This window comes from Mesorhizobium sp. B4-1-3 (assembly GCF_006439355.1).
Lineage (GTDB): Bacteria > Pseudomonadota > Alphaproteobacteria > Rhizobiales > Rhizobiaceae > Mesorhizobium.
This window is the reverse complement of record NZ_VFTG01000026.1, coordinates 36,674-49,017: the sequence shown is the minus strand read 5'-3', so window position 1 is coordinate 49,017 and position 12,344 is coordinate 36,674. Positions and strand designations below refer to the sequence as shown.

General features: G+C 63.9%; 13 protein-coding genes. 8 read left to right on the top strand and 5 right to left on the bottom strand.

The features are described 5' to 3' along the window. Positions 1–6: 6 nt before the first annotated feature. Positions 7–1,041, top strand: coding sequence for a 2-dehydropantoate 2-reductase (locus FJW06_RS24690; RefSeq protein WP_140755424.1), 1,035 nt, complete (start codon positions 7–9; stop codon positions 1,039–1,041). 204 nt (positions 1,042–1,245) lie between these two features. On the opposite strand, the gene FJW06_RS24685 is transcribed toward FJW06_RS24690, so the two are convergent. Then, positions 1,246–1,617: a DUF805 domain-containing protein gene (locus FJW06_RS24685; protein WP_181178548.1), complete on the bottom strand. Its 372-nt coding sequence runs from the start codon at positions 1,615–1,617 to the stop codon at positions 1,246–1,248. A gap of 128 nt (positions 1,618–1,745) precedes the next feature. Continuing rightward, positions 1,746–2,600, bottom strand: coding sequence for a 2,3,4,5-tetrahydropyridine-2,6-dicarboxylate N-succinyltransferase (gene dapD / locus FJW06_RS24680; protein WP_140755420.1), 855 nt, complete (start codon positions 2,598–2,600; stop codon positions 1,746–1,748). Positions 2,601–2,744: 144 nt separating this feature from the next. Between dapD and FJW06_RS24675 the strand changes: the two genes are divergently transcribed. Continuing rightward, on the top strand, positions 2,745–3,584 hold the full coding sequence (locus FJW06_RS24675) for an LOG family protein (protein ID WP_140755418.1): 840 nt from the start codon (positions 2,745–2,747) through the stop codon (positions 3,582–3,584). A gap of 82 nt (positions 3,585–3,666) precedes the next feature. Here FJW06_RS24675 and FJW06_RS24670 read toward each other — a convergent pair whose 3' ends face one another. Next, the gene (locus FJW06_RS24670; RefSeq protein ID WP_140755416.1) at positions 3,667–4,374 is read right to left on the bottom strand and encodes a pyrimidine 5'-nucleotidase; all 708 of its coding nucleotides are present in this window, start codon (positions 4,372–4,374) and stop codon (positions 3,667–3,669) included. Between the two features lie 150 nt (positions 4,375–4,524). Between FJW06_RS24670 and FJW06_RS24665 the strand changes: the two genes are divergently transcribed. The 3 genes from FJW06_RS24665 to FJW06_RS24660 all read left to right on the top strand — a co-directional run bounded on the left by FJW06_RS24665 (position 4,525) and on the right by FJW06_RS24660 (position 7,068). Then, positions 4,525–5,286 (top strand): GGDEF domain-containing protein, encoded by a 762-nt coding sequence (locus FJW06_RS24665; RefSeq protein ID WP_140755414.1) that lies wholly within the window; start codon positions 4,525–4,527, stop codon positions 5,284–5,286. A 172-nt stretch (positions 5,287–5,458) separates the two neighbouring features. Further along, positions 5,459–5,632, top strand: coding sequence for a hypothetical protein (locus FJW06_RS30265; protein ID WP_181178546.1), 174 nt, complete (start codon positions 5,459–5,461; stop codon positions 5,630–5,632). Further along, complete coding sequence (locus tag FJW06_RS24660) at positions 5,629–7,068, top strand: GMC family oxidoreductase (RefSeq protein ID WP_140755412.1); 1,440 nt, start codon at positions 5,629–5,631, stop codon at positions 7,066–7,068. The genes FJW06_RS30265 and FJW06_RS24660 overlap by 4 nt, the downstream gene beginning before the upstream one ends. Before the next feature lie 164 nt (positions 7,069–7,232). Here FJW06_RS24660 and phhA read toward each other — a convergent pair whose 3' ends face one another. Then, complete coding sequence (gene phhA, locus FJW06_RS24655) at positions 7,233–8,069, bottom strand: phenylalanine 4-monooxygenase (protein ID WP_140755410.1); 837 nt, start codon at positions 8,067–8,069, stop codon at positions 7,233–7,235. Between the two features lie 135 nt (positions 8,070–8,204). On the opposite strand from phhA, the gene FJW06_RS24650 reads away from it, so the two are divergent. After that, entirely contained in the window at positions 8,205–8,681 is a 477-nt protein-coding gene (locus FJW06_RS24650) for an Lrp/AsnC family transcriptional regulator (RefSeq protein ID WP_040984916.1), read from the top strand. A gap of 102 nt (positions 8,682–8,783) precedes the next feature. Beyond that, on the top strand, positions 8,784–10,352 hold the full coding sequence (gene bchE / locus FJW06_RS24645; protein ID WP_140755408.1) for a magnesium-protoporphyrin IX monomethyl ester anaerobic oxidative cyclase: 1,569 nt from the start codon (positions 8,784–8,786) through the stop codon (positions 10,350–10,352). A 43-nt stretch (positions 10,353–10,395) separates the two neighbouring features. Here the strand turns inward: bchE and argB are convergent, their stop codons facing one another. Beyond that, positions 10,396–11,289, bottom strand: a complete 894-nt coding sequence (gene argB, locus FJW06_RS24640; RefSeq protein WP_140755406.1) for an acetylglutamate kinase — start codon at positions 11,287–11,289, stop codon at positions 10,396–10,398. 483 nt (positions 11,290–11,772) lie between these two features. Between argB and msrB the strand changes: the two genes are divergently transcribed. After that, on the top strand, positions 11,773–12,276 hold the full coding sequence (gene msrB / locus FJW06_RS24635; protein ID WP_140755404.1) for a peptide-methionine (R)-S-oxide reductase MsrB: 504 nt from the start codon (positions 11,773–11,775) through the stop codon (positions 12,274–12,276). The last annotated feature ends 68 nt before the right edge of the window (positions 12,277–12,344 follow it).

Here is a 12,344-nt window from a genome sequence, read left to right as displayed (position 1 = left end):
GATTGCATGGCCAAGCATGAAAATAACATTGCCGTCGCCGGCGCCGGCAGCATTGGCTGCTATCTCGGCGGCTGTCTGGCGCTCGCCGGGCGCAGCATCGTCTTCCTCGGCCGCGGCCGCGTCATCGAGGCCATGCGCGAAAGCGGGCTGCGCGTCAGCGATCTCGACGGCCGCGACCGTTGCCTCGAAGCGAAAGCGATTACGACCAGCGACGATCCGGCAATCGCACTGGCGGACGCCGATGTCATCCTGGTGACGGTCAAGAGCGGCGCGACCGCGGAGATGGCCAGGCTGATCGACACCCATGGCCGCCCGGATGCCGTGGTGGTCAGCCTGCAGAACGGCGTCCACAATGCCGACAGGCTGCGCGCCGCGCTCCCGGGGCGGCGGGTGCTGACCGGCATGGTCATGTTCAACGTCGTCCTCTCGCCCGACGGTGAGCGACCGTTCCATGTGCATCGCGCCAGCCAGGGCGAGGTGATGATCGATACCGGTGTCGACGGCCTTGCCGGTCTGCTCGATGTCGATGGGCTTGCCGTCCAAGCGCGCGCCGACATGAAGGCGGTGCAGTGGGGTAAATTGCTGATGAACCTCAACAATGCGCTGGTGGCGCTCGCCGATCTGCCGCTGGCGAGGCAACTGGCCGACCGAAGCTGGCGCGTCATCCTCGCTGCCCAGATCGAGGAGGCGCTCGCGGCGATGAAAGCCGCGGGCATCACGCCGGCGCGCATCACCGGCCTGCCGCCGGCGCTGTTGCCGAAAGTGCTGCGCCTCCCCGACTGGCTGTTCGGGCTTCTGGCCCGCCGCATGCTGGCGATCGACCCTCGGGCGCGCTCCTCGATGTGGGACGACCTCAAGCGCGGCCGTCCGACCGAGATCGAGGAATTGCAGGGCGCGGTCATTCGACTGGCCAGGCAAACGGGTATCCCGACGCCGGTCAATGAACGCGTCGCGGCGCTGGTCCGTCAGGCGGAAGCGGCAAAGCGCGGTCCGCCGGGGCTCGGGCCGGGAGTGGTCAGCGCCGGTCCTCGATCAGCGTGATCTTCTGCCAGATCTTGCGCGACAGGTTGGACGACAGGTTCTCGATGTCGTTGGCGGCCTTGGCGAGGTCCCGCGACAGCGACACCAGTTCAGCGGCAATGGCGCGCAGGCCCCTTTCCGGAAAGCGCTCGGCGATACGCTCCTCCAGCCTTTGGGCCGTCTCGAATCCGCGTGGGATCGAGTGTGCGGTGGCGCATGGCGGTCTCAGCTGTCGCCCGGCGCATTGGTGCGCCTGCCGTAGCGGTTCGGTCCGGGATCGCTGCGGAAACAGGAGAGGATGATGAGCAGGATGGGCCCGATGATGAGCGAGATCAGCGCAAAATAGGTCGGCTTGCCGAAATCATGGAAGCGCTTTGCCGTCACCGCGAAGGTGGCCCAGGCCGAGATCAGCAGCACCCCCCAGCAGATCATGGCCCAGTTCTGGCTGGCCGCGGTGTTCAACTCGACCCGCGCGAACTGGTAGAACGGGAAAAACTGGACAAGCACCAGCAAGACCCCGGCCAGCGCATAGGCGACAGGGCTCAGCCGCCCCGAAAGGCTGAAGAACACCCAGAGGAATTGCGATCTGTCCGACAATCGCGTCCGCTCCGTCAAAGCATGTCTCCCGAAAGTGGGAACCGGTTTCGGGACAAAGAGATGCGCAAGATCAAAAACCTAAAGCGCAGGGAGCGAATCTGAAAGATCGCGACGCACTTTAGGCAGAATCAATCGCGCAGCAATTCGTTGATCGAGGTCTTGGAGCGGGTCTTGGCGTCGACGCGCTTGACGATCACGGCGCAGTAGAGGCTCGGACCCGGTTCGCCATTGGGCAGCGGCTTGCCCGGCAGCGATCCGGCGACGACCACCGAGTTCGCCGGCACTTCACCGTAGAAAACCTCACCGGTGGCGCGGTCGACGATCTTGGTCGACTGGCCGATGAACACGCCCATGCCGAGAACCGAGCCTTCGCGCACGATGCAACCCTCAACCACTTCGGAGCGCGCGCCGATGAAGCAATTGTCCTCGATGATGGTCGGGCCGGCCTGCATCGGCTCCAGCACGCCGCCGATGCCGACGCCGCCGGAAAGATGCACGTTCTTGCCGATCTGGGCGCAGGAGCCGACCGAGGCCCAGGTGTCGACCATGGTGCCGGTATCGACATAGGCGCCGACATTGACGAAGGAGGGCATCAGCACGGCGCCCGGCGCGACATAGGCCGAGCGGCGCACGATCGAGGACGGCACGGCGCGGAAGCCGGCCTTCTCGAAGTCGACGGCGCTCCAGCCGTCGAACTTGGACGGCACCTTGTCCCACCACACGGCCTGGCCGGGACCGCCCTTGATGATCTCCATAGGGTTCAGCCGGAAGGAGAGCAGCACCGCCTTCTTAAGCCACTGGTTGACCTTCCACTTGCCGTCGTCCTGCCGCTCGGCGACGCGGGCGATGCCGCGATCGAGCAGGTCGAGCGCCGCCTGGATGGCGTCGCGCGTCTCACCGCGCGTCGCGGTCGAAATCGTGTCGCGCTCCTCGAAGGCCTTTTCGATGGTCTTTTCGAGGCTCGCCAGATCGGGCTTCGACATGATTTCGCTCCATTACCAAGCTGTTAAGGCGCTCGGCCTTAACCTGTTTAAAAGTCGCGCGGACCCTATGTTAAGGCTTAATGAGGGTCAATCGCGCCAGCGTCACGGGACGGCGCAAGTAAAGGAATTGGACGGGTGGATTCGATGACTCCCATGGAAAAGGCAGGGTGGACGCCGCTGCCGCATTCGGACGAGGACCTGGAGCGCTCGAAAAGCGTGCCGGATACCCCGCAGACGCGTGCCGAAACCTACCGGCTGGCCTGGAATGATCCCGACTTCATGACGCGGCGCGAATTACGCGCCGTGCGCCTGCAGCTTGAGCTCCTGAAGCCGGAGATGATCCTGGCCGAACGCGGCATCCGCTCGACCGTCATCCTGTTCGGCGGCGCCCGCCTGCCGGAACCCGGCGGCGAGGCCTGGGCGGCCAAGAACGAGACGCAGAAGAAGAACCTCGAGGCGAACAGCAAATATTACGAGGAAGCGCGCAAATTCGCCCGTCTGTGCTCGCGCCAGTCGGCCACCTCCTATTATCGCGAGTATGTCGTCGTCACCGGCGGCGGACCGGGCGTCATGGAGGCCGGCAATCGCGGCGCCGACGATGTCGGCGCGCCGTCGATCGGCTTGAACATCGTTCTCCCGCACGAGCAGGCGCCCAATGCCTATGTCACGCCGGAGCTCTGCTTCAACTTCCACTATTTCGCCATTCGCAAGATGCATTTCGTCATGCGCGCCAAGGCGGTCGCGGTGTTCCCCGGCGGCTTCGGCACGATGGACGAGTTCTTCGAGACGCTGACGCTGATCCAGACGGGGCGCATGGAGCGCGTGCCGGTCATTCTGTTCGGCAAGACGTTCTGGCAAAGGGCGATCGATCTCGATTTCCTCGCCGAGCAGGGCACCATCTCGCCCGGCGATCAGGACATCATCGATTTCGTCGACACCGCCGACGAAGCCTGGGAAATCATCCGACGGTTCTACAAACTTTAAGATAATTGCCACGGCTCGGAAGGCCACGCGCCCGGCGGCAATGGCAACGCCAAGGCCGGCCGGGAGGGGCGCCTGGAGTTGGTCAGGCCGCCACGTCGACGATCGCGCTCAGGAAGCCGGCGAGATCGTCGGTGACGAAATCGACGTCGTCCTCGTTTGCCGGGTCGCGTTCCCAGATTTCCGAGAAGGTCGGCTCGAAATTGCGCGGCACCACCAGCACGGTCGTCATGCCGAGCGTTTTCGGCACGGCCAGATTGCGCGCCAGGTCCTCGAACATCACCGCATTGTGTCCGGTCACCGAGTGCAATTCGGCAAAGCGCTCATAGGTCTGGCGCTCCGGCTTGGGGCTGAGCCCCGCCGCCACGATGTCGAAGATGGCGTCGAAATGCTCCAATATGCCGAGCTGGCGCGCGGTGCGCTCGGCATGCCTGCGGTCGCCATTGGTAAAGATGAATTTGCGCCCGGGAAGCTGGCGGATCGCCGCGCCCAGCACCGGGTCCGGCACCAGCCGCGAATAGTCGATGTCGTGCACCTTCTCGAGAAAATCGTCGGGATCGATGCCGTGCCGCTTCATCAGCCCGTTCAGCGTCGTGCCGTATTCGAGGTAGAGCTCCTTCTGCAGCTTGCGCGCTTCATCGCGCGAAAGCGTCAACAGCTCGCCGATATAGGCGGTCATCTTCACGTCGATCTGCGCGAACAGGTTCGAGTGATGCGGATAGAGCGTGTTGTCGAGGTCGAACACCCAGTCCGTGACATGGGCGAAGCGGGCGGGATCGGGTGTCGTTGTCATGGATTTCTTATGGCATGCCGCCGCTGGATTTATCCACAACTTATGCGCGTCACGAAGTGTGAAAATGGCACCACGCTTCAAATTTTAAAAGTCCCGGAAAGGTCGCCTTTAACGCTTGCTGGCACACATGCTGACCGTTGGGAGCAAGTGATGAGTCGCATAGTTTTGAGGGCCGCTGCCGTGGCATTCGCTTCGGTCGCTGCCTCGCTGTTGTTGACGCTGGTTGTCATGCCGGCGATGGGCTTTCCGATGAGCCGCACGGTCTGGCTGGCGTCGACGGTTTGCCCGCTCGTGCTCGCCTGGGCCGCCAGTGCCAGCAGCTTCTGGCAGAGCGATCGGTTGCAGAATGCTCATCGCGAGCTTGCCCGCGCTCACGCGCAGCTCGCGGCGGCGCACCGGCGCCTGTCGGAAAAGGCAAGCCGCGACGACATGACCGGCATGCTCAACCGCGAAACCTTCTTTGCTGCGCTCGACGGATCGCGGCGCAAGAGCGATCGCGGCGCGCTGCTCATCATCGACGCCGATCACTTCAAGAGGATAAATGACAGCTACGGTCATTTGACGGGGGACGAAGCGCTGCTTCTGATCGCCGGCGCCATCGAGCGCGGCGTCCGCGGCGGCGACGTGCTGGGCCGCATCGGCGGCGAGGAATTCGCGGCTTTCCTGGTCGGCGCCAGCGAAGCGGAAGCCAAGCATGTCGCCGAACGCATCCGCCGCGAGGTCGAGCTGATCCGTTTCCGTCCCGTCAACGAGCGCACCGTGCCGCTCACGGTCTCGATCGGCGGCATAAGCTGCGGCGAAAGCGTGACCGTTTCCGATTTGATGCGCGCCGCCGATCGCAGGCTCTACGAGGCCAAGAACCGCGGCCGCAACCTTTCGATCCTCGACCGCGAGCTTTCGGAAGCGGCATGAAGTTCGCCGCAGGCGTTTGGAAAGTCCTAACCATGTCCATACTCAACCGGGCTAAACTTCCGAGTGTAACGCCGTTTTCACCTGGGTTTGGCACGGAATTGGCCTCCGCGGCGGCATGCGTGCCGTTCAGGGACGGCATGCATGGATCGAGGCCCCTATCGAGAGACGTGTCATGAGCAGGTTCATAAGCAAAATGTCGCGTCGCGCGATCGTGCGGGCGCTGATTGCTCTGCCGGCGCTGTCGCTGTTCCGCAACCGGCCGGCCCTTGCCAACCCTGGCGAGATCGACCCCGATGAAATCGTCGAGATCAATGGCTGGATCCTGCGGCGGAGCGACCTCGCATGATCTTCGACGGTTACGAGGCCTATAAGCAGGCCGGCTTCAAACCCAAGGTCTGCATCCTCGGCTCCGGCCCGGCCGGTACGACGATCGCCAGGAAGCTGGGCGCGGCCGGCATTCCGGTCGTCGTACTGGAGGCTGGCTCCCGCGAATTCAGCGACGAATCGCAGGATTTCTACCGCGGCAAGACGGTCGGCGATTTCTACTTCGATCTCGACATCACCAGGCTGCGCTTCATGGGCGGCTCGTCCAACCACTGGGCCGGCTGGTGCCGCGTGCTCGACAAACAGGATTTCGAACCCAAGCCCTGGGCGCCGGACACCGGCTGGCCGATCAGCCGCGCCGATATCGAGCCCTATTTGAAGGAAGTCCGCGACATCCTCGATCTTCCCGAGTTCCGGCCCGATGTGCCGGTTTCGGACGACATACGCTGGGTGCAATTGATCAAGAGCCCCGCGGTTCGTTTCGGCGAGAAATATGCCGACGAGCTCGACGCGAGCAAGAACATCGCGGTCGTGCTCAACACCTATGCAACCGAGCTTACCGGCGACGGTAAACGCGTCACCGGTGCGAAGCTATGGTCGAACGGACAAGACGCCGGCACTTTCAGCGCGGAATATTTCGTCACCTGCACCGGCGGGCTGGAGAATTCGCGGCTGCTGTTGTGGTCGAATGAGCGCTCCAATGGCGGCGTGGTGCCGAACGCGGCGGCGCTCGGCCGCTACTGGATGGAGCATCCGACCTTCGAGGGTGGCAACGCAATTCTTGCGAACTATTCGGAGTTCCAAGTCGACGCCTCGAACGAAGCCTTCTTCTCGCCGACGCTGGCCGCGATGGAGCGGCTGCAGATCATGAATTTCGGCGTCCGCCTGATCGAGAGCCCCTATCCCAATGTCAAGAAGCTGATCGCCGATCTCGCCTGCACCGCGCCGAACATGGCCGAATGGATGTCGTCCCAACTGGACCAGAGGCTGCGCTGCGCCGCCCAGCTCTACGTCGCCTGGGAGCAGGCGCCGCTCGCCTCGAACCAGATCGAGCTGTCGAAGACCGACGTCGACCACGCCGGCGTGCCGCGCATCGAACTGCACTGGAAGAAGTCGCCGCTCGAGCGCCGAACCCTGCTCGAGGGCCTGAGGCTCTTCGGCACGACCATGGCGCAGAAGAATCTCGGCCGCGTCCGCATCGACGACTGGATCAGCACTGGTGGCGATTACCCGACCAACGAGGAGACGGCAGGACACCATCATATGGGCGGCACCCGCATGGGCACCGATATCCTGAAGAGCGTCGTCGACGCCAATAGCAAGGTGCATGGCATGGACAATCTCTATGTCGGCGGCTCCTCAGTGTTCTGCACGTCGGGCCAGTGCAACCCCACCACCACCATCACCACACTCGCCTGCCGCCTGGGCGAGCATCTCGGCAAGGTGATCGCCGTCTGATTTCGACCGTGCTGCGCTCCACGCCGCTCTCTACCTGCAGAGCAGGCAACTGGCCAGGATCAAGGCCGAGCCCGATAAAGTCGATTGATCCGAAAAGGTCAAAGCGGCTCAGCCGCCTGCCGGCAGCTGAACCGCCCTGAATGTCGGTTGGGCGAAAACCGACCTCAGATTGTTGACGGATCGAGCGCCGGCAGACCCTTGAACCGCGAAACGATGCCGGCGAGATCGCCCCTGGCGAAGGCATCGCGCAGCGCATCGAAGGACGGCAGCACGAAATAGGCGCGCTGGAACTTGTCAATCTCATAGCCGGTGCGCATCACCGTCTCGAGATCGAACGGCACATGGTGGGCGTCCTTGCTCTCGATCGCGAATTGCAGCTCGGTGAAGGACGACATCAGTCCGGCGCCGAAGGCTTTCACAGGCTGGCCTTTCTCCTGGATGAGGCCGTATTCGGCGCTGTACCAGTAGAGCCTGGTGATCATCTCGTCGCCGCCGAGCGCGATCATGTCCTCGGCCTTCTCTCCATACATCTGCATGAAATCGGCGAACACCGGCTGGGTCAGGATCGGCACATGGCCGAAAAAGTCGTGGAACATGTCCGGCTCCACGATGTAGTCGAGTTCTTTTTTCGTCCGCAGCCAATTGGTGACCGGGAAGCGCCGGTTGGCGAGATGGTCGAAGAACGGACCGGCCGGAATCAGGCCCGGCACCGCAACGATCTCCCAGCCGGTCAGCCTGGCGAGTTTTTCGCTGACCACGTCGAAATCCGGAATCCTGTCGAGCAGGCCGAGCGCCGCGACGCCGTCGAGATAGGAGCGGTGCGCGAGCTTCTGGGTCAGCTTCGTCTGGCGGTCGCACAGCGTGCGCCACACCGCCTGTTCCTCGGCGGAATAGTCGTAGCCTTGCGCCACGGTGAAATCGCTGCGGCAGACCGAGTAGTCGCCACGCAGGCCCTGCGCCGCGCATTCGGCGGCGTAATCGGCAACGCTGATCGTCATCATATCCTCCTAGAAGATCGCGACCCGTGGATCGTAGAGGAAGTGTAGGAGCGATCGCTGAGGCAAATCAGCCTTGTTTCTGGCTCGTCCGCTGATTTTGAGGTAAAAGCACTCGGATCAACGCGAGATCGAGGAAACATGCCTCAATTCGACGATTTCGAGATCAAGATGCTCGATATCCTGCAGCGCGACGGCCGCAAGCCGGTGTCGGAGTTGGCGCAGGAGATCGGCCTGTCGACCACGCCATGCGCGCGCCGCTTCGAGGCGCTGCAGGAAACCGGCATTATTAAGGGCTTTGCCGCCGTGCTCAGCCGCCGCGCCGTCGGCCTGACCGTCGAGGTCTTCATCCAGGTGCGGCTGGTCAGCCACAGCGACGGCTCGCCCGAAAGTTTCATAGCCGCCGTGCAGCGCATGGACGAGGTCTCGTCCTGCTGGACGATGACCGGCGACCACGATTTCCTGCTGCATGTCATGGTGCCGTCGGTGGACGATCTGAACGCCTTCGTCATGCACCGGCTGATGCGGCTGCCCGGCGTGCGCGACGTCCACACCCAGCTCGTGCTGCAGAACATCAAGGGCCCCGGCCACGTGCCGCTCAGCCATCTGCGGCGCTGATCCGGTCAAATCTGGCGAAAAGCTGCGGGGAAACTGCTGAATCGCGCCAAGGCGGCTTCGACATCGGTGGCTAGCACAAGCGGACCAACATGGAGGTCCGCCTTGAATATCGTGCTGATCAATCCGCCGCACACCGCCATCGGCAGCCGCGTGCCCGACGATCATCTGCCGCCGCTAGGGCTGCTGGCGATCGGCGGCCCGCTGATCGATTCCGGCCATCAGGTCCGGCTGGTCGATGCTGAGTTCGGTCCGATGCCGCTTACGGTGCTGGTCGATAATGTTCTCGGCGGCGATCCGGACTTCGTCCTGATCGGCCATTCCGGCTCGACCTCGGCGCATCCGACCGCCTTGAAGGTCGCCGAAATGATCAAGGGCCGCGCGCCGGGCGTCATCGTCATCTACGGCGGCGTCTTTCCGACCTACCATTGGCGCGACATCCTCGCCGCGACCGACGTCTTCGACTTCATCGTGCGCGGCGAGGGCGAGGCGACCGCGACGGCGCTGGTCGAGGCGATCGAGATGCGCCAGTCCGTGGCGAGCGTCGCCGGCATCGCCTATCGCGATAGTTTCGGCCACCCGGTCGCGACGCAGCCGGCGATGACCATTGCTGATCTCGACGCCTGGCGCGTCGGCTGGGAGCTGATCGACCATCGCCGCTACTCCTATTGGGGCGGCAAGCGGGCCGTGGTCATGCAGTTCTCGCGCGGCTGCCCGCATCTGTGCAACTATTGCGGCCAGCGCGGCTTCTGGACCCGTTGGCGCCATCGCGATCCGGTCAGCTTCGCCAAGGAGATCGCTTGGCTTCATCGCGAGCACGGGGTCGAGCTGGTCAACCTGGCGGACGAGAACCCGACCTCCTCGAAGAAAGCCTGGCGGGCTTTCCTCGACGCCATGATCGCCGAGAACGTGCCGGTGCTGCTCGTCGGCTCGACCCGCGCCGACGACATCGTGCGGGACGCCGATATCCTGCATCTCTACCGCAAGGCCGGTGTCATCCGCTGGCTCCTCGGCATGGAAAACACCGACGAGGCGACACTGTCGCTGATCCGCAAGGGCGGCAGCACCAAGTCCGACCGCGAGGCGATACGGCTGCTTCGCCGGCACGGCATCCTGTCGATGGCGACCTGGGTGGCCGGCTTCGAGGACCAGACATTGCGCGATCTCTGGCGAGGCTTCCGCCAGCTCATCGCCTATGATCCCGACCAGATCCAGGCACTCTATGTCACGCCGCATCGCTGGACGCCGTTCTTCCGCATCGCTGCCGACCGCAAGGTGATCCAGAAGGACGTGCGCCTCTGGGACTACAAGCACCAGGTCCTGCACATGACGCGGCTGAAGCCGTGGATGCTGTTCTTCGCCGTCAAGCTGATCGAGGTCGCGGTGCAGTCGCGGCCGAAAGCGCTGGCGCGCATCCTGTTCCATCCCGACCCCGAGCAGCGCCATTCGATGCGCTGGTACACGAAGATGGGTCGCCGCGTCTGGTTCCGCGAGGTCTGGGGCTTTCTCGTCCGCGACCGCCGCGTCGCGGACGGGCCGACGCTCGCCGAGTTCTGGGGCGCGCCGCAGGACGCCGAGGAGGAAGCGATGACGGTCCGGCGGCCGGCGCGAAAGCCAATCGCGCCCGTCATCGAAGGGCAGCGCCTGTCGGAGAGTAGAAGATTAGCCGGCTGATCATGGGCAATTCACCGTTCCACGGTGAACTTGCCTGCTCTTCTTACGGAACGATCAGCGTGCCGGCGCCGTGCTCGGTGAAGAGCTCGAGCAGCACGGAATGCGGCGTCTTGCCGTTGAGGATGACGACGCCCTCGACGCCGCGCTCGATCGCCTCGATGCAGGTCTCGACCTTGGGGATCATGCCGCCCGATACCGTGCCGTCCTTGATCAGCGCCTTGGCCTCGGCGACCGTCAGCTCGTCGATCAGCTTCTTGTTCTTGTCGAGCACGCCCGGCACGTCGGTGAGGAAGAGCAGGCGCGAGGCGCGGCAGGCGCCGGCAATCGCCCCTGCAAACGTGTCGGCGTTGATGTTGTAGGTGTGCCCGTCGCGGCCGGGGGCGACCGGCGCCAGCACCGGGATCATCTCCGAGCGCGCCAGAAGGTCGAGCAGCGTGCGGTCGACCTCGACCGGCTCGCCGACGAAGCCGAGATCGAGCACCCGCTCGATGTTGGAATCCGGGTCGATCATGGTCTTGCGCGCCTTTTCGGCGAACACCATGTTGCCGTCCTTGCCGCAGAGCCCGATCGCCCACTCGCCCTCGGCGTTGATCAGCGCCACGATCTCCTTGTTGATCGATCCGGCCAGCACCATCTCGACGATCTCGACCGTCTTCTGGTCGGTGACGCGCAGGCCGCCTTCGAACCTGGATTCGATGCCCATCTTGGTGAGCATCGCGCCGATCTGCGGCCCGCCGCCATGCACGACGATCGGGTTGACCCCGGACTGTTTCAGCAGCGCGATGTCGCGGGCGAAGGCCTTGCCGAGCTCGGTGTCGCCCATGGCGTGGCCGCCATATTTCACCACCACCGTCTTGTTCTCGTAGCGCTGCATGTAGGGCAGGGCTCTGGAGAGCAGCGCGGCCTGCATTTCGGCGGTGGCGGCGATATCCGTCATCGTTGTCGATCCCAGCTGAAGCATGTCTCCCGAAGTGGGGACCGGTTTCGGGACGAAGACATGCTTGAAATCAGAGGTTAAACCGTGAATGGCGGCCTCTTAGCGGGAATTGCCGCGGGCCGCAAACGGCTTTGCGGTCACAATGATGAAATCAAGTGCGCTAAGCCGACACTCATCCGGAAAGCTTTTCCATCTCGCGACGGCGACGGCGTCATCCACGTCATCGACAAGGTCCTCTTGCCGAAGATGTAACAAAGCGGACCTGGCCGGCGAAGACGTGGCTGAGCGCCGGCCGCGACATCCAAGATCCGCGCTGCCGGCAAGGGTATGCTTCGCGCCGTCCCGCAAGGGGCGCGGAGCAGCAATTCCAGGACGGCGCGAAGCGGTTTTCCGTCTGGAATTGCTCAACATGGATAGGGCGTCACCGGCTTTTGATTTCCGGGCGGCCCCCTGTCTTGGCAGAATGCGTCAGGAGGAACGGCCATGAACCGTCGTGATTTTCTCTGGAGCGGGGCAGCCGCCGTCGCTCTCATCGCAGGATCCGCAGCGATGCTGCGCGCCGGCGGACCGAAGCCCGCTCTCGCCGCCGAGACGTTCGAAGTCACCAAGACCGATGCCGAGTGGCACGCCGTCCTGTCGGACGAGGCCTTCGATGTGCTGCGCAAGCAGGGCACGGAATATCCCGGCACCAGCCCGCTGCTCAACGAGCACCGCAAAGGGATCTTCGCCTGCGCCGGCTGCGACCTGCCGGTCTACTCGTCGGAGACCAAATTCGATTCCGGCACCGGCTGGCCGAGCTTCTGGCAGGAGATCGCCGATTCCATCGGCAAGACCGAGGACACTTCGCTCGGCATGACCCGCACCGAGGTGCATTGCCGGCGCTGCGGCGGCCATCTCGGCCATGTCTTCGACGACGGTCCGCCGCCCACCGGCCTGCGCCATTGCATCAACGGCGTCGCGCTGAGCTTCAAGCCGGCGTCTGCCTGATCACTTTCAGCTGCTCGAAAAGAATGACCCCGGAAATCGTCACCGATTTCCGGGGTCACGCGTTGAGG

What these genes read in the sequence shown, in the direction of transcription:
- msrB (WP_140755404.1), top strand. Translation starts at nt 11,773, where the DNA reads ATGAACCGTCGTGATTTTCTCTGGAGCGGGGCAGCCGCCGTCGCTCTC.
- FJW06_RS24650 (WP_040984916.1), top strand. Translation starts at nt 8,205, where the DNA reads ATGCCTCAATTCGACGATTTCGAGATCAAGATGCTCGATATCCTGCAG.
- argB (WP_140755406.1), bottom strand. Translation starts at nt 11,289, where the DNA reads ATGACGGATATCGCCGCCACCGCCGAAATGCAGGCCGCGCTGCTCTCC.
- FJW06_RS24690 (WP_140755424.1), top strand. Translation starts at nt 7, where the DNA reads ATGGCCAAGCATGAAAATAACATTGCCGTCGCCGGCGCCGGCAGCATT.
- FJW06_RS24670 (WP_140755416.1), bottom strand. Translation starts at nt 4,374, where the DNA reads ATGACAACGACACCCGATCCCGCCCGCTTCGCCCATGTCACGGACTGG.
- dapD (WP_140755420.1), bottom strand. Translation starts at nt 2,600, where the DNA reads ATGTCGAAGCCCGATCTGGCGAGCCTCGAAAAGACCATCGAAAAGGCC.
- FJW06_RS24660 (WP_140755412.1), top strand. Translation starts at nt 5,629, where the DNA reads ATGATCTTCGACGGTTACGAGGCCTATAAGCAGGCCGGCTTCAAACCC.
- FJW06_RS24675 (WP_140755418.1), top strand. Translation starts at nt 2,745, where the DNA reads ATGACTCCCATGGAAAAGGCAGGGTGGACGCCGCTGCCGCATTCGGAC.
- FJW06_RS24665 (WP_140755414.1), top strand. Translation starts at nt 4,525, where the DNA reads ATGAGTCGCATAGTTTTGAGGGCCGCTGCCGTGGCATTCGCTTCGGTC.
- FJW06_RS30265 (WP_181178546.1), top strand. Translation starts at nt 5,459, where the DNA reads ATGAGCAGGTTCATAAGCAAAATGTCGCGTCGCGCGATCGTGCGGGCG.
- phhA (WP_140755410.1), bottom strand. Translation starts at nt 8,069, where the DNA reads ATGATGACGATCAGCGTTGCCGATTACGCCGCCGAATGCGCGGCGCAG.